This is a genomic window from Proteus vulgaris, from assembly GCF_016647575.1.
In the GTDB taxonomy this organism is placed as follows: Bacteria; Pseudomonadota; Gammaproteobacteria; order Enterobacterales; family Enterobacteriaceae; genus Proteus; species Proteus mirabilis_B.
In genome coordinates, this window is record NZ_CP032663.1 from 1795293 (window position 1) to 1815938 (window position 20646).

Sequence of the window (20646 nt, forward strand, 5' to 3'; positions counted from 1 at the left end):
TCACGCAGCGATTATTATAGGCATAAACCTTAATAAGGCATCGTTGGTAGTTCACGTAGAATAGAGTTTTTTCTACGTTCAGCAGTTAATTGTGACAATTCATTGTCGGAGACAAAAATTAAGGCATCTTGAGGACAAAATTCAACACAAGCTGGGCCTTGTTCTCTATGATTGCATAAATCACATTTAACGATATCAATTTGAAATTGCTGGCCAAGATCTAAACAAGAAGTGGGTGCTGAATGCGCTTTTTTCTCAAGCTCAATGGCTCCAAACGGGCAAGCTAAAAGACAAGCTCTACACCCAATGCAATTTTCAGGGTGTGTTTCGACAAAGTTTTCACCACGCACTAATGCTTTTGTCTGGCAAGCTTGGGCACAAGGTGCATCTTCACATTGATGGCAAACAGAAGCTGTAAATTGATGCATTAATTTAATAATGCGGATCCTTGGATGAAAATTCTTTTTATTGAGAAAATCATTCCCATCTTTTTCTGATGTATGACCGACTGAACAAACAACTTCACATGTCTTACAGCCAATACATTTTTTAGAGTCAATAACAATTTGGCTATTCATCTCAATACCTATTTATAGGGGTATATACTTTATAATATATCGATGAACAACTTGTTTTAGTAATATTAATCAAATTTATATCGAATAAATAAGGTTAAATAATAACAATAAAATAAAAAATAGTTTTTTAAGCTGAAATCAAATGAGAATGAATAGTATTTAATAAGATGATAAGAATAAAATTTTATAAATATATGTAAATAAGCGTAGCTGAAAAACGGCAATCTTATTTAGATTGCCATTTCTTTAATTGGTATCTGTTATTAAAACTTATGATGTTAATGTCGCTAATTTAGTCGCAAATCCCATAAAGAAAAGCCCGATAACACCATTACCTAGTTTAGCGATATTTTTACGTGAGCCGAAAAAGCGAGCAAGGGCTACACCACCAAATATCAGAAAAGAAAGATAGATAAAACTAAAGGCTTCAAGCATGGAAGCGAGAATTAAATAAGATAATCCCGTATGTGCATAATTAAAATCGATAAACTGCACAAAAAATGAGATATAAAATAAAATCGCTTTAGGATTGGTCATACTTAATGTAAGCGCTTTTCTAAAAACGTGTTTCTGTACGGTTGTTGTTTGTTCTGAATGCACTTTTTTGGAGAAAAAAGTGGCATGGATAATTTTTATTCCCAAATAGAGAAGATAAAAAGCACCTAAAAAACGAACAATAGTAAAAAGTAAAGGAGAGGCTTTTATTACCGATGCAACACCAATAAAGGCGAGAAAAATTAAAATAGCATCACCTAAGAAAACACCAAATGCGGCACGATATCCATCGCGAACACCGCCTGATGCACTTGTTTTTAGTACATAGAGTGTATTGGGGCCAGGAACAAGAATAATAAAAAACATGCCTGCAAGGTATGTCCAGATATTGAGTACACCAAATTGTTCAAGCCACACGTTAACCCCCCCAATCTTACTTTCTCTGTATTACTTAATGAATTGCTATTATATAAAGAGAATCCACATTATTTAAACGCATATTTTTACTCATATAGAAGATAAATGTTTGATGCTTACTGCTTTCTGGTCAAATAGTACTTCTTTACCACTTCAATAGATTACTGAACTGTTTTGCCTTTGTTTTCAAAATTGGTTCACGATTAAAAAAATGATAGGGTTTCAAATAGAAAGATAAAATATTGCAAAGGTAAATTATGGCTTTTTTTATGTAAAGACGGTAGATCTCTTAAATTAACTAGACTATATTTATCTGTGTTTTTATACAGTATTTTGTCGATCAATTAGGGTAAGGGAAATGCGATGTTAAAAGTGATTGCTGAAGATTTTATTAAAACAGAAGCGATAGAAATTGTTTTACCTCTTTATCGTGAGCTTGTTGAAGCGACTAAGAAAGAGCCTCTTTGCATTAGTTACAATCTATATGTTGATGAAAAAGATCCTGGTCACTTTGTTTTTATTGAACAGTGGCCTGATCATGCTGCACTTGATGTGCATTGTGCTAGTGAACATTTTCAGCGATTAGTTCCTATGATTAATGCATATACAAGAGCAGAGCCTAAATTTTTACTTATGGCAGATGCTTTTGATGAAAAACAAAAGTAATAAAACTTGGCTCATTTATGGTGAGTACATTAGATAATAAGAAGTAAAACAAGAGAGAAGGTGATGTTAGCGAAGTATATATCTCAAATTGTAAACCAAGAAGATAGCTATCAAATTTTAAGCACCCAGAATTTTTTAGATAACTTAACAGAAATAACCAGAGCAACTCATACTTGGTTATTTCCTGATGGTGTCATCTTGAAATGTACAGAAGAGATAGAAACAGAACACTATGATAATGACGCTCAATGTCCTGAGCATTGGATCACTTGGGAAATTGTCGAATCGAATAACAAAACTATTTCTCCTTGTAGAAAAGAATTTTTTAATTTATGTCAGCAAAGTTTTTGGTTAAAAATGCAACTTGCTAATAATGGATAAAAGAGAAAACCACTTTATAAGTGTTTTTTTATACGCATTAAAATTAATAAAATAACTTATTTCTATACTATTTTAAATTTTAGATTAAATATTCATTAACATTTTATAGACTAAGATAAGTATATTTGACTTAGTGCATTTTTTTATCTTAATGATTAAGAGTAAATAGAACGACAATAGTGGTTTAAATATAATTAAAATTGATAAAAATTAAGATCAGTCTTTTTTTTTCATAACGTTATAGCCTTAATATTTCCTTAATAATAGCAAAAAATAAGGTGAGTTTGTTGTTGAGGGAAATGGTGTTTTAATTATAACTTTAATCATAAGATTTTCTTTATAAAATATTAATAGTAACGTATTATTTATAAATAAATTTTATTGAGTGCAGCACTCAATTTAACAAGAGAGCTAAATTCTAATTTAGTTCCATTTGTCTATCCTTTTGCTTTTATATAGAGAATAAAGATGAATCGTAATTTATTTATTTCAGCTTCACTATTAGCTATTTCTACACTTTCTTTTAATGCACAAGCAGCATTAGATAATACTTTATCAGTAGGTTATGCTCAAAGCTCAATTAAAGTGGGTGATGATAAAATCGACGATAATCCTAAAGGAATTAACTTTAAATATAATCATGAGTTTGATAATGATTGGGGTGTTATTGGATCACTGACGTACACAAAATTAACTTATAATTATTATAGTCGTTGGGGAAAAATTGGTTCAACTGAAATTGATTATGTTTCATTAACTGCTGGGCCTAGCTATCGTTTTAATGACTATTTTAGTGCCTATGGTTTGATTGGTTTTGGTCATGCTAGCCAAGAAGATAAATATTATTATGGTAATGACGAATACAGCAAAACATCTATGGCTTATGGATTAGGTTTACAAATTAATCCAATCCCAAACGTGGCAATTGATGCATCTTATGAATATTCAAAATTTGATAATGCAAAATTTGGTACTTGGGTATTAGGTGTTGGTTACCGTTTCTAATATTAAATTAATAACTAATAGTTTTAAAAGGTCACGCTATGTGGCCTTTTTATTTTCTCTAAAATATAAATTAAATAATATTAAAATAAATCATTTTATTTGATTTTAAAATTTGTTTTTACTCTATTATTAAAATAAATATCTTATTTATTTGCCTTTATTTGAATAGTTCTCTTTATTATTCTTTCATTAAAGTTAAATTATTTATCTAAATTTCACTTTGATTTATTATTCTAAGTGGAAACAGCACTTTTATAGTGTTGAATTAATTGCAATTTAAACTATTTTCTCTTGCTGTTTCTCATTTTATTAACTAAAGATAATATTGAGATATATAATGAAAAATAAATTATTGTTACCAATTGCAGCAATTTTCTTATCAATAACGGCATTTAATGCATCTGCTACATTGAAAAATACATTGTCCATAGGTTATGCACAAAGTCAGGTAAAAATAGATGGTGATAAGGTAGATGAAGATCCTAAAGGATTTAATATTAAGTATGATCGCAAGATAGATAATGGCTTTGGTATTATAGGTTCGTTTGTTTATAATAATAAAAAATATAATTGCCAGGATGAGGATGGTAAAAATACAGAGCATAGTGATGTAAGTTATTATTTAATTTCAGGTGGACCAAGTTATCGCTTTAATGAGTATATTAATGCGTATGGTTTAATCGGTACAAGTGTTTTTAATGTTAATTATAAAGACATTTACGAAGAGCATCGTGAAAACAAAGTATCTATAAGTTATGGATTAGGTTTACAAATTAATCCAATTCCAAACGTAGCCATTGATGCATCTTATGAATACTCAAAATTAGATGATCTGAAATTTGGTACTTGGGTATTAGGTGTAGGTTACCGTTTCTAGTATTAAGCTAATAAATAATATTTTCAAAAGGTCACGTTATGTGGCCTTTTTTGTTTTCAGTAAGTCAGATTTTTAAAGTGAGATGATAGAGTTTTTATCTAAATAAGATGATGTAAAATACCTTATTAATATTAAATTTCATTTTAGTGATCTGCTTCATACTATTTTATTAAACTTTATTTAGTTAAATTTTGATTTCTTATTATCTGCAAGGTAATCGTTAACTCTGTTTTTTTATTATAGTTAAATTTATTATCTGGTTTATGTGGACTTTACTTATTTTTTATATCTTTCAGGTTGTTTTGTTATTCCAAATAAGAATAAAAATATAGATATTCTTTTTCTGATTTTAACTATAAAAAGCTAATAGTTATCTTTTAGTGATTTATCTTCAGTCGAAAGTTTTTATTTACACACGCTATATTCAAAACTGCTTCGCTTAAACTATTGAGGTTCTATCTATGTTTAAAAAATCATTGATTGTATTAGCCCTCGCACCTTTTTTTGCACAAGCAGCGCCAGTAGATAATAACGATGATCTTGAGATGCCAATGTCTGCTGCAAGTGTATCGACACCTATTGTTGAGCAATATGGTGGAGTCAAAATAGGCTCTGGTTTTATCGATACTTCAGTAAATAACAATTCAATTATTATTGGTAATACGGCGGATGATGGAGATATTCCGATCGAAAATCCCAATAAATTCTTACCTAAAAATGGACCTAAACCTCCTGTTGCAAAATATAACTCTGATATTGCTATTGGTAATAGTGCCTATGCTGATAGCGATGGAAATGGTCAACAAGGCGCACCTGCAATTGCTTTTGGTAATGCAGCAGTAGCTAAAGGTGAAGGCTCTGTTGCTTTTGGATCTAAGGCAGTTTCAGATGGCTTAGGTGGTATAGCAATTGGTGATGCTGCAAAACAAAGCAATGGCGGCATAAGTATTGGTAGTAATGCTAATGCTGGTAAAGGAGAAGATCTATTCGGTGGTGGATGGTTAATTAACCACAGTGTTGCCATTGGTACTGATGCAAGAGTTGTTAATGATGCTAAAGATTCGATTGCGTTAGGCGCCAATTCAGTTGCAGGTAAAATGTCTGAAAACAAAGCTTTATTTTTGAAAGATGACGATAGAGCTGGCCAAAATATTGGTGAGCTATCAATAGGGCAAAAAGCAGCAAGTTCAGATTTTGATGAAAGAGACACTTATCGTCGTATAACCAATGTTGCCGGTGGTGCTGAAGATACAGATGCAGTCAATATCGCTCAGTTAAAAGCAGTTAATGACACGGCAGTTGATGCGAAAGCAACCGCAGATGAAGCTAAAACTACAGCAACTACAGCTCAGGCAACGGCGGATGAAGCTAAAACTAAAGCAATAACAGCACAAGCAACGGCTGATGAAGCTAAAACCACCGCCAATACAGCGTTAACAACAGCAACGGATGCAAAAACCACCGCCAATACAGCATTAACAACAGCAACGGATGCAAAAACCACCGCCAATACAGCACTAACAACGGCAACGGATGCAAAAAACACCGCCAATACAGCGTTAACAACAGCAACGGATGCAAAAAATACAGCGAATACGGCGTTAACAACAGCAACGGATGCAAAAACCACAGCCACTACGGCGTTAACAACGGCAACGGATGCAAAAAATACAGCCAATACAGCGCTCACTTCAGTGAATGAAGTAAAAACAACCGTAAATGAAGTGAAAGTCACCGCGGATACAGCATTAACAACGGCAACAGATGCAAAAACCACCGCTAATACGGCGCTTACTTCAGTAACTGAATTAAAAACAACCGTAAATGAAGTAAAGATCACGGCGGATACAGCGTTAACCAATTCAACAGATGCAAAAACGACAGCTAATACTGCATTAACAAATGCAAATGAGGCTAAAACAACGGCAGGAACGGCACTAACGACCGCTAATAAAGCTCAAGATAGTGCAAATAAGGCACAAACAAGTGCAGATAAAGCACAAGTGAGTGCTGATAATGCAAACAAAACGGCTGTTGATGCGAAATCTATTGCTAATACAGCAAATACTACGGCTAATAATGCGTACTACACTTCTAATATTGCAAATAATACTGCTAATATCGCGAATAACACGGCAAATATTGCGAACAAAACTGCAAATAATGCATGGAATTTAGCGAACCATAATAGTGCCCGTATTGATAGATTAGAAAGCCGTATGAATGATTTTGATGATAAAATGAAACGTGGATTTGCTATGTCAGCGGCAACTGCTAACTTATTCCAACCTTATAGTGTAGGAAAGTTTAACGTCAGTGCAGCCATTGGTGGATATAATTCTGAAAATGCGATAGCGGTGGGTAGCGGTTATCGTTTTAACGAGAATATTGCAGCTAAAGCCAGTGTTTCGACATCAACATCAAATTCAAATGATTTAATGTATGGAGCTGGTGTCAATTTTGAGTGGTAATTTAGCTTGATGCATTGATTAAAAAAGGTTGGCGAGATATTTGCCAACCTTTTTTATTTTATATGAATGTAAATACTTATCGCTATATTTTGGATTTTGTCTTATCAAAAATTTATTCAATATACACAATATGTGTGTTTTTTATTCGAGTGGCTTGACTGTTAATAAAGGATCTTTAAGATGCCGTATTTTATAGAGAGGTAAGTATGTTAACTGTAATAAAAGCAGAGCCTTCACACTATGATGAAATGATTGCAGTTTGGGAATCATCCGTTAGAGCTACGCATACATTCCTATCTGAAGACATTATTTTATCGCTTAAAAAAGATATTTTAGAACAGTATTTTCCTATGCTTAATACCTATATTGCGATAGATAATAATAATGTTATTCATGGGATCTTAGGCACAGCAGAAAATAAGTTAGAAATGCTATTTGTTGATGCGAATTCTAGAGGACATGGTTGCGGTAAATTGCTGACAACTTTCGCGATAAATACACTGCATGTTGATGAATTAGATGTAAATGAACAGAACCCTCAAGCAATTGGTTTTTATTTTTATATTGGGTTTGAGCAAATAGGACGTTCTGAATTAGATGGGCAAGGCAATCCTTTTCCATTGTTACATTTAAAATTAAATAAAAATAAGTATAAATACTAAATAAAGAAATATTAAAGATACAAAATAGGGAGAAAAGTAAAAAAACTCTCTATTTATCTTATATAAATAATAAATATCCACTTAAATTTGATTTATATCGTAATAATTTCCCTGCTTTAATGAAATAATTTTTTCATAATTAAATAAATTTAACACAATAGTGGCATGATTATGAAAAAAACCTTGATTGTTATTTTATCTTTATTTTTATCGTTATCTTTACTGCCTGCATGTTCTGAATCACAAGAAAATAAAGTTATTGAATATTGTATGGATACATTAAATGTCTATAGTAATGTGAGCAAAGATCAATGTTTGTGTTTTTATAATGAAGCAAGTGATAAATTTTCTTCAACTGAAATAGATAGAATGGTTAAATCGCCACCAATAAAACAAGATAGTACGCTTACAAGAGAAGGCACAATGTTTTTAACTATTGCTCATTCATCTAAATGCTTTGAGTAAATTAGCATACCAAAGATAAAGCAGAGAAAAGCGCTGATGGAGCGCTTTTAATTTTTTAGGCTGAATTTTTACCAAAGATATTGCATAAAGGGTAAATAAGAAAAAATTAAAGCAATAAGTATAAATAAGATACGAAATAACGTTTTTTGTGTTTTTATTGTGGCGTAAAGCATTACGATAATAATAGCTACGCAGATATACCAGTAAAATGCACCAAAGAAAGCTAAGGTAAAGATAGCATCAATGATAAAGTTACTTTCACTCATTTTATTTCTCTCTGAAATAAAAAATCACCCGCTAAAATATAAGCAGGTGAAGATAAAAGTGATTATGATTTCCAAATAATATGGAACATAGGTTGTAACGGATCTCGACTAATTAGGACTCGACCAAAAATATCATCTATATCGGATTCATCGTCTGGAGCGAGGCCAATAATCACTTCGCTAAAACGGGCAGATGTGACAGGCAGACCAACAATAAATTGCCAATCATTACCTAATGGAACCACTTCAGCTGCGCCTCTTTCTTCAAATTGCAGGTTAAACAATAATTGGTCTGCAACATCCAAATTGTCCGCTGCTTGGGCTAAAAATAGATCATAAGCTTGTTCTAAAGCATCGTCTTCACTGATTAAGGTCGGTTCATTCATGGTAATGCCTGTCTATTGTTCCAATAATTATCACGTTATTTGTATCGCATTTTTACTAATTTAGCACGGTTATCTGTTGCTAGTTTTTAGTAGTCTTTTGATTATAACATTTCTGTTATAGCAGAGGACTAAAGAAATAACAGATACGCTCTAATACACGATTTAAAAATGGTCGTTTTTCCCATTCATCCATAGTTAATTCTGTCGAACGGGCAATATAATCGTATTGGACAATGCTTAAATCACTACCAAAGCCTTCATCATCAATGACAACAGTAATTTCAAAGTTTAACCATAAGCTACGCATATCAAGGTTAACTGAACCTACCATGCTGAGCTGCCCATCAACCATCACGCTTTTGGTATGTAATAAACCATCTTCAAACTGAAAGACTTTTACACCTGCCTCAAGCATTTCTGTAAAAAATGCTCGGCTTGCCCAACGTACAAGGAATGAATCATTGCTACGAGGAACGATAATACTCACATTAACACCTCGCATTGCAGCGGTTGAGATTGCATGGGCAAGATCATCGCTAGGTACAAAATAAGGTGTTGTCAGTACTAATTCTTTTCTTGCAGAGTAAATGGCTGTAATAAGTGATTGTTGAATTAGCTCATCAGGAAAACCTGGTCCTGAGGCGATGACTTGTGTTGTATGACCGCTTTCTTGTTCACAAGGCATAATATTATCATCAGGAGGAGGTGGTAAATGGCGTTCACCGGTTTCCATTTCCCAGTCAAAGGCATAAATCATACCTAATGTGGTCGAGACAGGGCCTTCCATTCTGACCATAATATCAATCCATTGACCTACACCGGAATCTTGTTTGAAATAACGAGGATCAACCATATTCATACTTCCTGTGTAGGAAATATAATTATCAATTAATACGATTTTTCGATGTTGGCGCAAATCCATGCGACGTAAGAAGAAACGGAATAAATTAACATGCAGTGATTCAACAAATTCAATACCGGCGGCTCTCATTACATCTGGGCCGTTAGTACGGAAGAAATTCCAACTACCCGCAGAGTCAACCATGACTCGGCATTTTACACCACGTTTAGCAGCTCTAATTAAGGCGTCGGTTACTTCATCGACTAAACCACCTGATTGCCAAATATAGAAAACCATTTCAATATTGTCACGGGCATTATTAATATCGCGTGTAATTGAATTGAGCGAATCTTCACAGGTGGTTAAAAGTTCAATCTTGTTACCTTTAACACCTTTAATACCTTGACGTTTAGCCGTTAATTGGAAAAGAGGCGTTGCAACATCGCTCGTGCTTGTCGCAAAGATATGCTTACATTTTCTCAAGTCTTCAAGCCACGCAACAACAGAAGGCCACATCTGCTTCGCATGTTCAACACGTCGCTTTCCTAGGTGTAATTCACCAAAAGCAAAATACGCAATAACTCCGACTAATGGTAGGATGTAGATGATCAATAGCCATGTCATTGTTGATGTAACAGGTCGTCGGTGCATCAGGACACGAAATGTGACCCCCGCAATTAATAGCCAATAGAAGAAAAAGGTTAGCCAACTTAATACAGTATAAAATGTTGTCATAGTAGAGCTATTTTCCGTTGAAAATGAATTGCATGGATAAGCTAAAGGCAATTTACTAAAAATAGTTCATTATTTTTGTTATTTGCCGAATGTTGTTATTAAATCAGGATTATTATCTCTGTCAAATCTCTTTCTTAAAAGATAAGCATTAAATAAGCAATAAGATACAACTCTTTATTCATTTTTTCTTTGTGAGAAATGCTCAAATAATGGATGAAATTCAAGCAAATCATAAATCACCTCTTGGATCACAAAATGAACGTCTTATAATAGTCCACTTATTCGAAAAAATAGGTGCTGATAGCATGAGACACAGTAGGACTGAAGTAGCTCGTTGGCGTATGATGAGACAAGCTATACGTAAACGACGTCGATGGTTAGAAGGACAATCTCGTCGTAATTTCCGAATTTATAAACTGCGTAAACTTGATACTTCTAGAAAACATAGAGCACTTTTATTTGTACAACACATAGAATGGAACTCATAATTTCACTTTTTAGCGGCTAGTATCAATCATTTTACTAAACGTTATTGAATATGATTGCTATTTGCATTTAAACTAGGGGCATATTTTTTCTTTAGGTGAAATAAGATCAGTTATGCGTTGGAAGCTTTGGGTACTCATATCACTTTGTCTACATGCCTCACTTGTTGCGGCTGCGATGTTATATGTTGTAGAAGATAAGCCAGTTACACCTGAGCCTATCTCTATACAGATGTTGGCATTTGCAGCAGATGAGCCTGCTGGCGAACCAGAACCTGTGGTTGAAGAAGTTACTCCTCCAGAACCTGAGCCGGTTGTTGAGCCAGAGCCTGAGCCAGAACCTATTCCTGATGTAAAACCTATTATTGAAAAACCAATAGAGAAAAAACCAGAACCAAAACCGAAACCTAAGCCAAAACCTGTGGACAAACCGAAACCGCCTGTTGAGCGACCACAACCTTTAGTTGTTAATAAAGGTAATGATCTCAAAAATCTTAACCCGACGGCAAAGCCAAGTGATAAAGGCGATGAAAAACCGGTTGCAGTGGCAAGTAGTGGTGAAGGTAAAGTACCGAATGTAGTACGCCAAGGTTTACCTGAATATCCATCACGAGCACGAGCTGTGGGAATGGAAGGTTCAATTAAAGTTCGTTTTGATGTTGATGCTGATGGAAGAGTTGATAATGTAGAAATTATTTCTGCTGATCCCAAAAACGTGTTTGAGCGCGAAGTAAAAAGAGCAATGCGCCAATGGCGTTATGAAAAAATTCCTTATAAAGGAAAAGTGGTTCTGATTGAATTCAAAATGACAGGGATCTCAGCAAGCTAATTTTTATCAATTAGGCAGTTAAATAAAATAATATCACTATTTGATACCAGATAAATAAAAGGCACTTTTATAAGTGCCTTTTTTAGTTTCAATTTTTAATGCTTTTACGCTATTCGTCGTAATCGAATTGCCGTAATGGTGTTTTATTCCATTGTACTTGTTAGCGTGAAATGTGCTTTACCTTCAGGTAAGCGACGCGCAGAATTGTTCTCATCAACGGCAACGTAGGTAAATACTGCCTCTGTTGCACGATAACGTTGACCAACAGGCTCTGTGGCGACTTTCTTAACCCAGACTTCAATATTCACAGTAATTGAAGAGTTACCTGTTTTTAAGCAACGCGCATAGCAACAAACGACATCGCCAACAGCAACAGGTTTAAGAAAGGTAATGCCCGTTACGCTTACAGTAACGACACGACCTAAAGCAATTTCTTTCGCTAAAATTGCACCACCGATGTCCATTTGGGACATTAACCAGCCACCGAAAATATCACCATTGGCGTTAGTATCAGCAGGCATGGCAAGGGTACGTAAAACGAGCTCACCATTAGGCAAAGATTGTTGTTCAGTCATGGGATATAAAGTATCTGTAAATAATGTTGAAACTTACTCGTCATACTTTAAGCTGTAGCGTTGTTGACTGCACTCATTCGCACCAGTCACATACTTATGTATGCTCCTAGCGACTCATTCGCTTGCCGCCTAGCTACAGCTTAAATTATTTAGAGTACCTACTAGCCATACTCAAACAAGAGTATCTACTGGCTATACTCAAATAAGAGTATCTACTAGCCATACTCAAACAAGAGTATCTACTGGCTATACTCAAACAAGAGTATCTACTGGCCATACTCAAACAAGAGTATCTACTGGCCATACTCAAACAAGAGTATCTACTGGCTATACTCAAGTAAGAGTATCTACTGGCTATACTCAAATAAGAATATCTACTAGCCATACTCAAATAAGAGTATCTACTAGCTATACTCTAATAGTTGCGCTTGAGTTATTTAGAGCACACATCTCTCAATAAAATAAAAATGATTATTCAGATTTTGAATGAGCATCGTGTGATGTCGGTTTAGATGCTTGTTTTGTCATGTCATCTGATAATTCGTGTTCACTATTTTCTGTGGCTTCGTCTTCAGATTGTTCTTCTGGTAAACGGTTATTCCAGATATAAACCACACTGGCGATAGTAAAGACAAAGGTCAAAATAGTTAAGCCAAAGACTTTAAAATTAACCCAAGTCTCCTCCGCCAAAGAAAATGCCACATAAATATTACCAAGAGCACAAGCAAAAAAGAAAATCACCCATGCAATATTGAGTTTCTTCCAATTTGCAGGTGGCATTGCAAGCTCTTTGCCTAACATTCTTTCCATTAGCGTTTTTGGCGTAAATAACTGCATTCCAATTAAAACGATGGCAAAAATGGCATAAATAGCCGTCACTTTCCATTTAATAAAATCGGCAGAATGGAAGAAAATAGTTAATGAGCCAAAAATAGTGACCACAATGGCGGTAATGAGCGGCGCTTTCTCAACTTTATGGAAAATAAGCCATGTCAAGCCGACTGAGATCCACGTCGCGATAATTAATGCACCTGAAGCATAGAAAATATCTTGCCATTTATAGAAGATAAAAAACACTAATAGTGGAGCAAAATCAAGTAATTGCTTAAGCCAGCCATTTTTCATAACAGATAGGAACCTATGGTAATTAAATTCATAAACTTGGCTATTCTAATGCAAAGCGACAGAAAATGGGTAAACAATTGCATATCTTTAACGACATAGTGTTAATTTATACAAAAAACGTTATTTTTATCTGAAATAACTCAATGAAAAATCAACGTAATTGCATTTATGTAAAATTAAAACGCAAGCTTGAGTTATGAAAGAGGATTTAAATATTGCACTAGTATATGATTCATTAACTCATCATTATCTCCCGCCACTTTTTTGATGAATGCATAAATAAAAAAGTATTTCTGATAAGAGGAAATCAATGAACGGAAAAAGAATAATAAAATGGATGCCAGGATTAGGCTTATTGTTTAATTATAAGCGTGATTATTTTGGCTATGACTTAAAAGCAGGGCTTTCTGTTGCTGCCGTTGCATTGCCGGTCGCAATTGCTTATACCGAATTGTTAGGGATTAACCCGATTGTTGGATTATATGCCTGTATTTTCCCCATGATCATTTATGCATTATTTGGTACTTCTCGCCAATTAATTACGGGGCCTGATGCTGCAACGTGCGCCGTTATTGCTGCGGTGGTTATTCCATTATCTGCGGGGGATGAAAATACACGATGGCAACTTGCAATTATCATGACGGCAATGACAGGTTTTTGGTGTATTTTAGCCAGCCACTTTCGGCTGGGGGCTTTTACTGATTTTCTGTCTCGTCCGATCCTTCAAGGGCTATTAAATGGTGTTGCGATCACCATTATGGTGGGACAAATTAGTAAAGTTTTTGGTTTTGACACTTCTCCAGATCATTTAATTGAAAAATTAATTGAAGTCCCGTTTCGATTAATGGATGCACATCTACCTACTGTATTGATGTCAGGGATAACACTCGCCTTATTATTGGGTATTCGTTATTTTCGTAGCCGATGGCCAGCACCATTAATCGCCATGGTTGTGATGACTTATCTTAGCTGGCAATTTGATTTAGCAAGCTTTGGTATTGCTATCGTAGATAAAGATGCAGGAAATGTTGATTTGTTTTTACCTGTTGTATCCATGACAGGATTTCATCCGGGTGTCTTGAGAGAATTATTAGTTCCATCTATAAACTTGGCAGTTATTAGCTTCGTGAGTTTTATGATGACCGCCCGCAGTTTTGCCAGCAAAAATGGTTATGATGTCGATGCAGACCAAGAATTAAAAGCATTAGGTATTGCTAATATTGCGGCAGCGCTTTCTCAAGGATTTGCTGTAAGTGCAGCAAGTAGTCGTACCGCAGTCAATGATTCTGTTGGTGGTAAAACACAATTAGTTTCTATTATTGCAGCTCTGGTTATTTTACTCGTTCTGTTATTTATGACCGATTTTCTTGCCTATATTCCATTATCTTCACTAGGAATTGTATTGATCGTTTCTTCATGGTCATTGCTGAGCATTCGTCATATTTGGTCCTATCGTAAGCGTAATAAACAAGCATTTACATTGGCATCATTCACCTTATTAGCCGTGTTATTAGCAGGGCTGATTAACGGTATTGGTTTTGCAGTTTTATTAGGTTTATTACAATTCTTGCGCATTGTTTTTCGACCAAGTGATCAACTATTGGGTGTTGATGAACAGGGCATGGTTCATTCAATGAATAAGGATAATGGTATTGAGCCTATCGATGGTTTAATGATGTATCGTTTTAATTCACCGCTAACTTATTTTAATGTGGGTTATTTTAAAAAGCGGGTACTTCAACTTGTTGATAGTGCGCCTCAACGACCAGCATGGTTAGCTGTGGATGCAGCTGTAAGCTTTACCTATGACGATGTCAGCGTGTTTGCTGCTATTGATGAATTAATACGGGAACTGCGAATAAAAGGCGTGAAATTGGTTTTAGCAGGGCGCAGAACAGAATTAAATCGCTGGATTGAACGTAACAGAATTTCACTAAATGAAGATGACTTAATTATCGCCCCTGATCTCTATTTTGTGATCCGACTGTATCAAAGCCGACAGCAAATCAAAGAAAAACAGAAAGAAGCACGAAAAGAGGCACTAAAGCAAGAAGCTGAAAGCCAAAAAACCGAGAATAACGAAGACGCGATATTAGACGTACCAATAGAGAGCCATCCATCAACACCTTAAGTATTTTGGTTAAGTTTTACGAGTAATGATGAATAAAAAGCAAAATCCCGTGATAAGTCGTTAGCTTATACACGGGATTTTTTATTGGTCAATTTTGTAGGTCGCTATGTGTTGAATAAACTAGCGTGTTTGTTGTGTTGTGTATTTGTTTTCAACCAACATAAACAAACGAAATAGGTAGATAATCAGCCAAGCTGAAGCCATATTTTTCAGAAAATAGAATAAGAAGTTATGGACAAGATCAGGTAGTTGAATTGTAAGATTACTCACAAAGCCAATACCAAACTGCAATAAGATCCAAATACCTAAAGCAGGAATAAGGGAGCCAGACTCACTAAACCCAATCTTCCAACCTAAACGTATTGCACTTCCCATATTTTGTTGGCGCACTAAGACAACGGGCGCTAATGCAAAACCGATTAGCAAAATGATGCCAGGAATAATCATCACCATAAAACCTGCGCTAATTAAAATAGAGCACAGAACAATCAGTAAAAACATTTTTGGTAAGCGAGGTAAACAGGCGTTAAATGTTTGACCTAGGGTGACATTGTGACCTGCAGAGATTGCCATAGCGAACATCAATAAGGTTAGCACCAAGATGCTTTGCTGTAGTGTTTCAAATGCATACAGTGATAACACTTTTTTGGCGATACCCACGACACTGTTTGACATTGCTTCTAATTCAGCAGGAGAAGTAGAAGAAAGCTGTGTATTTTTAAAATTAGCCACAAATTCAATCATCAATTGGTATTCTTGAGGATTAGGGCCAATTAAGACATGAACTATCGCTAAAACAACAGCAAGGATAGCGGAAAGAGTAACAATGCTACGTCGTTCATTCTTATAAAAATTCAGACTGTCTCGGTAGATTGTGCGTGCCGTGGTAGGCATGAAACTGCTCCTATAAAAATAGACTGTGTCAATGCGCGCTATTGTACCTTCTACAACAGCAAAAAGGGATATTTTCTCTTACTTCTCTTATTTAGTTTTTTCTTGACGGTAATAATCAAAATATCCCTCAGCATTTAAAATAAAACAAACATCATTTTAACATAAAAATAACTTTATTTTTAAATATATCTTTTTAGGATGTTTTTTATTCAAAAAATATTACTAAGAATAAATTTAATTATAAGAAAAAATTGTATTAATGAGTAATTTGATGTGGATCAATTATAAATAATCGCATTGATAAATAATAAAAAGAGAAATAACACTTTCTGCAAAAATAATTCCAAAGTTGTGATCGGTATTAGATCATAATTATTGATAAATGGTTATATTTTTAGCGGAGATTTTACTTATTACAGGAATGGGTTAAATAATGAAAAAACTTTCTGCGCTTATTTTAGCGGCTGCAACTCTTGCGCCTTCTATTTCTTTCGCTCACCAAGCGGGTGATTTTTTATTCCGTGCGGGTACTGCAACTGTTCGTCCTAATACAGGTTCTGATAATGTATTAGGTTTAGGTAGTTTTAATACAAACAATAATACTCAATTAGGTTTAACCTTTGGGTATATGGTAACTGATAATATTGGTGTTGAATTATTAGCAGCTACTCCTTTTGAACATAAAGTTTCTTTGGGCCCAGTAGGTGAAATTGCAACTGTTAAACATTTACCACCAACATTAATGGCACAATACTACTTCGGTAGTGCAGAAGATAAACTGCGTCCTTATTTAGGTGCAGGTCTTAACTTTACCACTTTCTTTGATGAGAAATTTAACTCAACAGGTAAGAGTGCTCAGCTATCTGACTTGAACCTTAAGAGTTCATGGGGCTTTGCAGCACAAGCAGGTTTAGATTATAACCTTGATAAAAACTGGATGCTGAATGCGTCTGTTTGGTGGATGAATATCGAAACTGATGTTGAATTCAGAGCTGCTGGTGAGAAAAAATCAATTGATACACGCCTAGACCCATTTGTATTTATGTTTGGTGTGGGTTACCGTTTCTAATTATTCTTTCTTTAAAAGAATATCTCATAATGAAAAGCGAAGGTTATCTTCGCTTTTTTTTGTTTTTTAAATTTAAATAAAACCTTTCATTTTTAGATTATATACAGTCTCTAGTTTATTGTTTAATACACTATTTATGGGTAATTAAAAATAGAGATAAATAGAAAAAGATGCATTTTAAATAAAACATTTAATATTAAAATAATAAGAAAGGTGTATTTTATATATATCTTTTATTTACACCATCTTAATAAGATAAGAAAGAGTATTTTTCTTTATTAAAAACTAACGAGCTTTTAATAAAGAAAGGAGAGTATTAAATAGGTGTATTTAAAATGCGTCTTTAATTTGATTTTAGTAAAAGTGCTTTATCTATCAAGAGATAGAAAGAAATAAAAGAAGAATAAAAAGGGTTTAAGATAGGGCATATTTATAAAAACATGAAGATTAAATTTCAATCAGTAAATGATTAATTATTCTTTTGTATTACTCTTTTTATGAACGATTATTAAGGCTAGGAAAAAATAACCTTTTTTTAATCTATTGGCGTTTTTTATAAAAATTGATCTTCTTTATGATAAAAGAGAATGCCAAGAGTGAAATACTTGGCAAAAAAAAGACCACCGAAATGGTGGTCTAAAAAGTAAGGCTAAAGGAAGACTAGAATAAAGAGGAGATCAGCGAATAACCATTGAGTTGATAACGCCTTTTACACCAGTAACTTTGCGTGTTGCTTCAATGGCTCGATTAGCATCCGCTTGAGAAGAGACAAAACCACTTAGTTGAACTTTGCCCTTAAATGTCTCGACGCTAATTTGTGTTGAATTAAGATTTTTTTCACCTATTAGTGCGGTCTTAACTTTGGTGGTGATCACGGAGTCATCAAAATAACCCCCTGTACCTTCTGATGTTGCAGTAGGTGAACATGCAGATAAGGTAAACGCCATAAGTAACGCTGCCATAACAGCGGATATTTTTGCCCATAGTTTCATCATCAAACTCCTTTTAATCACATTATTGATTGAGAATTTTTGAAAGAAAAATATAAAGCGCTTTATAAAGTATGTGCAAAAAACAAAACTTTGCCAAATTTTTATCAGTACAGTTCAAGTCTCTTTAAATAAGTGAATAGGGAACATTGCACCATTTTATGCGGGTTAAGCAGTAAAATAGGTAATAAAAAGCGTGAGTTAATTAGTGTGGATTTCAGAGTAATCCGCTTAGAAAAATAGCAAGCTATCCTTCTAAAGCGGATCAAATAGGAAGGTTAGGCAGTGGTTGCCGCTTTCATTTCTTTAACAAATTGAGTGAGCGCTTTAAGCATGATATCTGGCTGGTGTAGGTTCTTCTCAATAATTTGAACAACCGCTGAGCCTGAAATTGCGCCAGCCGCGCCATTTGCAATCGCTTCTTTCACTTGTTTAGGCTCTGAAATTCCAAACCCTTGTAATGCCGGAGGAGCATTATAGGTTTTTAGTTTGTCAGTAAGATGTGTCAGTGATTGTTCTGCACGTTTATCTGTACCCGTTACACCCGCTCTTGATAATAAATAGGTATAACCTTTACCTGATGCCGCTAATTCTTGTAAAAGTTCATCGTCAGCATTAGGTGGGCAAATAAAAATAGGGCTGATATTGGCGCGTTGCGCTGCTTCACGGAACTCTTTTGATTCACGCAGAGGTACATCACCAATTAAGACGGAATCCACACCAGCTTGTTCGCATTTACCATAAAAATTATCAATGCCATTACTAAAAACGAGGTTGGCATAAACTAATAGACCAATAGGAATATTAGGATGTTTTTTACGCACACTTGCTAAAAGTGCAAAGCAATCAGTAGGGGTTACACCTACATTCAGTGCTCGTAAATTAGCACCTTGAATGGTAGGACCATCAGCAAGTGGATCGGAAAATGGAATACCAATCTCTAATGCATCTGCGCCACCTTCAATTAACGCATCAATTATTTGTAATGACAGCTCAGGAGAAGGATCACCTAATGTGACAAAAGGAACGAATGCGCCTTGCTGTTTTTGTGCTAATGCTTCAAAGCATACTTGATAACGGCTCATTAGATTTCTCCTCTTGCTGCTAAAATATCGTTTACAGTAAAAATATCTTTATCACCACGACCGGATAAGTTCACGATTAATAACTGTTCTTTGTCAGGATTTTGTGCAATTAATTTCAGTGCATAAGCCAATGCATGAGAAGATTCTAAAGCCGGAATAATCCCTTCACGGCGAGAAAGTGCTTTAAATGCTTCAATGGCTTCATCATCGGTAACAGAAACATAATCCGCACGACCAATACTATTTAAATGTGCGTGCTGAGGTCCGACAGATGGGAAATCAAGACCTGCTGAAATTGAATATGACTCTTCAATTTGTCCTTCATCTGTCTGCATAATTGGGGATTTCATACCAAAATAGATCCCTAATTTACCATGTTTCAGTGGGGCACCATGTTCACCGGTTTCAATACCTTTACCCGCAGGTTCAACACCAATCAATTGCACTGAAGTTTCTGGAATAAAGGAAGCAAATAAACCGATAGCATTAGAGCCACCGCCAATACAAGCGATAGCAGCATCAGGTAGACGACCTTCACGCTCTAGAATTTGTGCTTTGGCTTCATCACCAATCATACGTTGAAATTCACGGACAATTGTTGGATAAGGATGAGGGCCAGCCGCTGTTCCTAACAAGTAGTGCGCGCGGTCGTAACAACCAGACCAGTCACGTAATGCCTCATTACAGGCATCTTTTAAGGTAGATGAACCACTATGAACAGGAATAACCTCTGCACCCATTAAGCGCATACGAAATACGTTAGGTGATTGACGTTCGACGTCTTTTGCACCCATATAGATACGGCATTTCATATTAAGCAGTGCGCAGGCTAAAGCCGTTGCAACACCGTGTTGACCTGCACCCGTTTCTGCAATGATTTCAGTTTTACCCATCCGTTTTGCTAGCAAGGCTTGACCTAATACTTGGTTAGTTTTATGTGCACCACCATGCAGTAAATCTTCACGTTTTAGATATAAACGAGTTCGAGTACCTTCTGTTAAATTACGGCAAAGCGTTAATGCCGTTGGTCTGCCCGCATAGTTTTTTAATAAATCTTGGAATTCTTGCTGAAATGACGGATCGTTTTGCGCATCAATAAAAGCTTGTTCGAGTTGATCCAATGCAGGAATTAAGATTTCAGGTACATATTGGCCACCAAATTCGCCAAAGTAGGGGTTAAGTTTTCTCATTGTGATGTCATCCTGTTTAAAATTATATC

Annotated in this window: 21 protein-coding genes and 1 pseudogene; 11 read left to right on the top strand and 11 right to left on the bottom strand. The window is 35.0% G+C overall.

All coding sequences use genetic code 11. The features are described 5' to 3' along the window. Positions 1–29: 29 nt before the first annotated feature. Together D7029_RS08380 and leuE are read right to left on the bottom strand one after the other, a co-directional pair. A complete protein-coding gene (locus D7029_RS08380) occupies positions 30–578 on the bottom strand; it encodes a 4Fe-4S dicluster domain-containing protein (RefSeq protein ID WP_194952390.1) in 549 nt (182 codons plus the stop codon). 270 nt (positions 579–848) lie between these two features. Next, a complete protein-coding gene (leuE, locus tag D7029_RS08385) occupies positions 849–1439 on the bottom strand; it encodes a leucine efflux protein LeuE (RefSeq protein ID WP_228766777.1) in 591 nt (196 codons plus the stop codon). Positions 1440–1853: 414 nt separating this feature from the next. On the opposite strand from leuE, the gene D7029_RS08390 reads away from it, so the two are divergent. From D7029_RS08390 to D7029_RS08420, 7 genes are all read left to right on the top strand, one after another. Continuing rightward, positions 1854–2156: a putative quinol monooxygenase gene (locus D7029_RS08390; RefSeq protein ID WP_088495723.1), complete on the top strand. Its 303-nt coding sequence runs from the start codon at positions 1854–1856 to the stop codon at positions 2154–2156. 63 nt (positions 2157–2219) lie between these two features. Continuing rightward, complete coding sequence (locus D7029_RS08395) at positions 2220–2537, top strand: hypothetical protein (protein WP_228766751.1); 318 nt, start codon at positions 2220–2222, stop codon at positions 2535–2537. A gap of 468 nt (positions 2538–3005) precedes the next feature. Next, positions 3006–3542 carry an Ail/Lom family outer membrane beta-barrel protein gene (locus D7029_RS08400; protein WP_194952392.1) on the top strand — a complete coding sequence of 179 codons (537 nt, stop codon included), beginning with the start codon at positions 3006–3008 and terminating at the stop codon, positions 3540–3542. Between the two features lie 337 nt (positions 3543–3879). Beyond that, positions 3880–4419 carry an Ail/Lom family outer membrane beta-barrel protein gene (locus tag D7029_RS08405; protein ID WP_194952393.1) on the top strand — a complete coding sequence of 180 codons (540 nt, stop codon included), beginning with the start codon at positions 3880–3882 and terminating at the stop codon, positions 4417–4419. A gap of 461 nt (positions 4420–4880) precedes the next feature. Then, the gene (locus D7029_RS08410) at positions 4881–6890 is read left to right on the top strand and encodes an alanine-zipper protein (protein WP_194952394.1); all 2010 of its coding nucleotides are present in this window, start codon (positions 4881–4883) and stop codon (positions 6888–6890) included. Between the two features lie 206 nt (positions 6891–7096). Continuing rightward, positions 7097–7552, top strand: coding sequence for a GNAT family N-acetyltransferase (locus D7029_RS08415; RefSeq protein ID WP_194952395.1), 456 nt, complete (start codon positions 7097–7099; stop codon positions 7550–7552). Between the two features lie 171 nt (positions 7553–7723). Then, complete coding sequence (locus tag D7029_RS08420) at positions 7724–8017, top strand: hypothetical protein (RefSeq protein ID WP_194952396.1); 294 nt, start codon at positions 7724–7726, stop codon at positions 8015–8017. 68 nt (positions 8018–8085) lie between these two features. Here the strand turns inward: D7029_RS08420 and D7029_RS08425 are convergent, their stop codons facing one another. From D7029_RS08425 to cls, 3 genes are all read right to left on the bottom strand, one after another. Next, positions 8086–8283 carry a hypothetical protein gene (locus tag D7029_RS08425; protein ID WP_088495717.1) on the bottom strand — a complete coding sequence of 66 codons (198 nt, stop codon included), beginning with the start codon at positions 8281–8283 and terminating at the stop codon, positions 8086–8088. Between the two features lie 62 nt (positions 8284–8345). Continuing rightward, positions 8346–8675, bottom strand: a complete 330-nt coding sequence (locus D7029_RS08430; protein ID WP_370992865.1) for an HI1450 family dsDNA-mimic protein — start codon at positions 8673–8675, stop codon at positions 8346–8348. 109 nt (positions 8676–8784) lie between these two features. Next, positions 8785–10245, bottom strand: coding sequence for a cardiolipin synthase (gene cls / locus D7029_RS08435; RefSeq protein ID WP_088495715.1), 1461 nt, complete (start codon positions 10243–10245; stop codon positions 8785–8787). Positions 10246–10550: 305 nt separating this feature from the next. On the opposite strand from cls, the gene D7029_RS08440 reads away from it, so the two are divergent. Then, positions 10551–10733, top strand: coding sequence for a YciY family protein (locus D7029_RS08440; protein WP_036913581.1), 183 nt, complete (start codon positions 10551–10553; stop codon positions 10731–10733). Between the two features lie 112 nt (positions 10734–10845). Continuing rightward, positions 10846–11559: a TonB system transport protein TonB gene (gene tonB / locus D7029_RS08445; RefSeq protein ID WP_088495714.1), complete on the top strand. Its 714-nt coding sequence runs from the start codon at positions 10846–10848 to the stop codon at positions 11557–11559. 143 nt (positions 11560–11702) lie between these two features. Here tonB and yciA read toward each other — a convergent pair whose 3' ends face one another. Together yciA and D7029_RS08455 are read right to left on the bottom strand one after the other, a co-directional pair. Then, complete coding sequence (yciA, locus tag D7029_RS08450) at positions 11703–12134, bottom strand: acyl-CoA thioester hydrolase YciA (RefSeq protein WP_006536988.1); 432 nt, start codon at positions 12132–12134, stop codon at positions 11703–11705. A gap of 570 nt (positions 12135–12704) precedes the next feature. Then, positions 12705–13259: pseudogene (locus tag D7029_RS08455) on the bottom strand (septation protein A); the annotation flags it as partial. Positions 13260–13569: 310 nt separating this feature from the next. On the opposite strand from D7029_RS08455, the gene D7029_RS08460 reads away from it, so the two are divergent. Beyond that, positions 13570–15390, top strand: a complete 1821-nt coding sequence (locus D7029_RS08460; protein ID WP_228766752.1) for a SulP family inorganic anion transporter — start codon at positions 13570–13572, stop codon at positions 15388–15390. A gap of 120 nt (positions 15391–15510) precedes the next feature. Here D7029_RS08460 and D7029_RS08465 read toward each other — a convergent pair whose 3' ends face one another. Next, entirely contained in the window at positions 15511–16284 is a 774-nt protein-coding gene (locus D7029_RS08465; RefSeq protein WP_194952398.1) for a YciC family protein, read from the bottom strand. Positions 16285–16717: 433 nt separating this feature from the next. Here D7029_RS08465 and ompW point away from each other — a divergent pair, with 433 nt between their 5' ends. Then, a complete protein-coding gene (gene ompW, locus D7029_RS08470; protein WP_194952399.1) occupies positions 16718–17353 on the top strand; it encodes an outer membrane protein OmpW in 636 nt (211 codons plus the stop codon). Between the two features lie 677 nt (positions 17354–18030). Here the strand turns inward: ompW and D7029_RS08475 are convergent. From D7029_RS08475 to trpB, 3 genes are all read right to left on the bottom strand, one after another. Further along, a complete protein-coding gene (locus D7029_RS08475; RefSeq protein ID WP_088495709.1) occupies positions 18031–18345 on the bottom strand; it encodes a BON domain-containing protein in 315 nt (104 codons plus the stop codon). Between the two features lie 275 nt (positions 18346–18620). Continuing rightward, complete coding sequence (trpA, locus tag D7029_RS08480; RefSeq protein WP_194952400.1) at positions 18621–19427, bottom strand: tryptophan synthase subunit alpha; 807 nt, start codon at positions 19425–19427, stop codon at positions 18621–18623. Further along, a complete protein-coding gene (gene trpB, locus D7029_RS08485; RefSeq protein ID WP_036937130.1) occupies positions 19427–20617 on the bottom strand; it encodes a tryptophan synthase subunit beta in 1191 nt (396 codons plus the stop codon). The genes trpA and trpB overlap by 1 nt, the downstream gene beginning before the upstream one ends. Between the last annotated feature and the right edge of the window lie 29 nt (positions 20618–20646).

Bases quoted from the DNA above. Each gene is read 5' to 3' on its own strand.
- D7029_RS08405 (WP_194952393.1), top strand. From the start codon at position 3,880: ATGAAAAATAAATTATTGTTACCAATTGCAGCAATTTTCTTATCAATA.
- D7029_RS08425 (WP_088495717.1), bottom strand. From the start codon at position 8,283: ATGAGTGAAAGTAACTTTATCATTGATGCTATCTTTACCTTAGCTTTC.
- D7029_RS08410 (WP_194952394.1), top strand. From the start codon at position 4,881: ATGTTTAAAAAATCATTGATTGTATTAGCCCTCGCACCTTTTTTTGCA.
- D7029_RS08415 (WP_194952395.1), top strand. From the start codon at position 7,097: ATGTTAACTGTAATAAAAGCAGAGCCTTCACACTATGATGAAATGATT.
- leuE (WP_228766777.1), bottom strand. From the start codon at position 1,439: ATGTTTTTTATTATTCTTGTTCCTGGCCCCAATACACTCTATGTACTA.
- D7029_RS08440 (WP_036913581.1), top strand. From the start codon at position 10,551: ATGAGACACAGTAGGACTGAAGTAGCTCGTTGGCGTATGATGAGACAA.
- D7029_RS08460 (WP_228766752.1), top strand. From the start codon at position 13,570: ATGAACGGAAAAAGAATAATAAAATGGATGCCAGGATTAGGCTTATTG.
- trpA (WP_194952400.1), bottom strand. From the start codon at position 19,427: ATGAGCCGTTATCAAGTATGCTTTGAAGCATTAGCACAAAAACAGCAA.
- yciA (WP_006536988.1), bottom strand. From the start codon at position 12,134: ATGACTGAACAACAATCTTTGCCTAATGGTGAGCTCGTTTTACGTACC.
- D7029_RS08400 (WP_194952392.1), top strand. From the start codon at position 3,006: ATGAATCGTAATTTATTTATTTCAGCTTCACTATTAGCTATTTCTACA.
- D7029_RS08475 (WP_088495709.1), bottom strand. From the start codon at position 18,345: ATGAAACTATGGGCAAAAATATCCGCTGTTATGGCAGCGTTACTTATG.
- D7029_RS08380 (WP_194952390.1), bottom strand. From the start codon at position 578: ATGAATAGCCAAATTGTTATTGACTCTAAAAAATGTATTGGCTGTAAG.
- cls (WP_088495715.1), bottom strand. From the start codon at position 10,245: ATGACAACATTTTATACTGTATTAAGTTGGCTAACCTTTTTCTTCTAT.
- tonB (WP_088495714.1), top strand. From the start codon at position 10,846: ATGCGTTGGAAGCTTTGGGTACTCATATCACTTTGTCTACATGCCTCA.
- D7029_RS08395 (WP_228766751.1), top strand. From the start codon at position 2,220: ATGTTAGCGAAGTATATATCTCAAATTGTAAACCAAGAAGATAGCTAT.
- D7029_RS08390 (WP_088495723.1), top strand. From the start codon at position 1,854: ATGTTAAAAGTGATTGCTGAAGATTTTATTAAAACAGAAGCGATAGAA.
- ompW (WP_194952399.1), top strand. From the start codon at position 16,718: ATGAAAAAACTTTCTGCGCTTATTTTAGCGGCTGCAACTCTTGCGCCT.
- trpB (WP_036937130.1), bottom strand. From the start codon at position 20,617: ATGAGAAAACTTAACCCCTACTTTGGCGAATTTGGTGGCCAATATGTA.
- D7029_RS08465 (WP_194952398.1), bottom strand. From the start codon at position 16,284: ATGCCTACCACGGCACGCACAATCTACCGAGACAGTCTGAATTTTTAT.
- D7029_RS08420 (WP_194952396.1), top strand. From the start codon at position 7,724: ATGAAAAAAACCTTGATTGTTATTTTATCTTTATTTTTATCGTTATCT.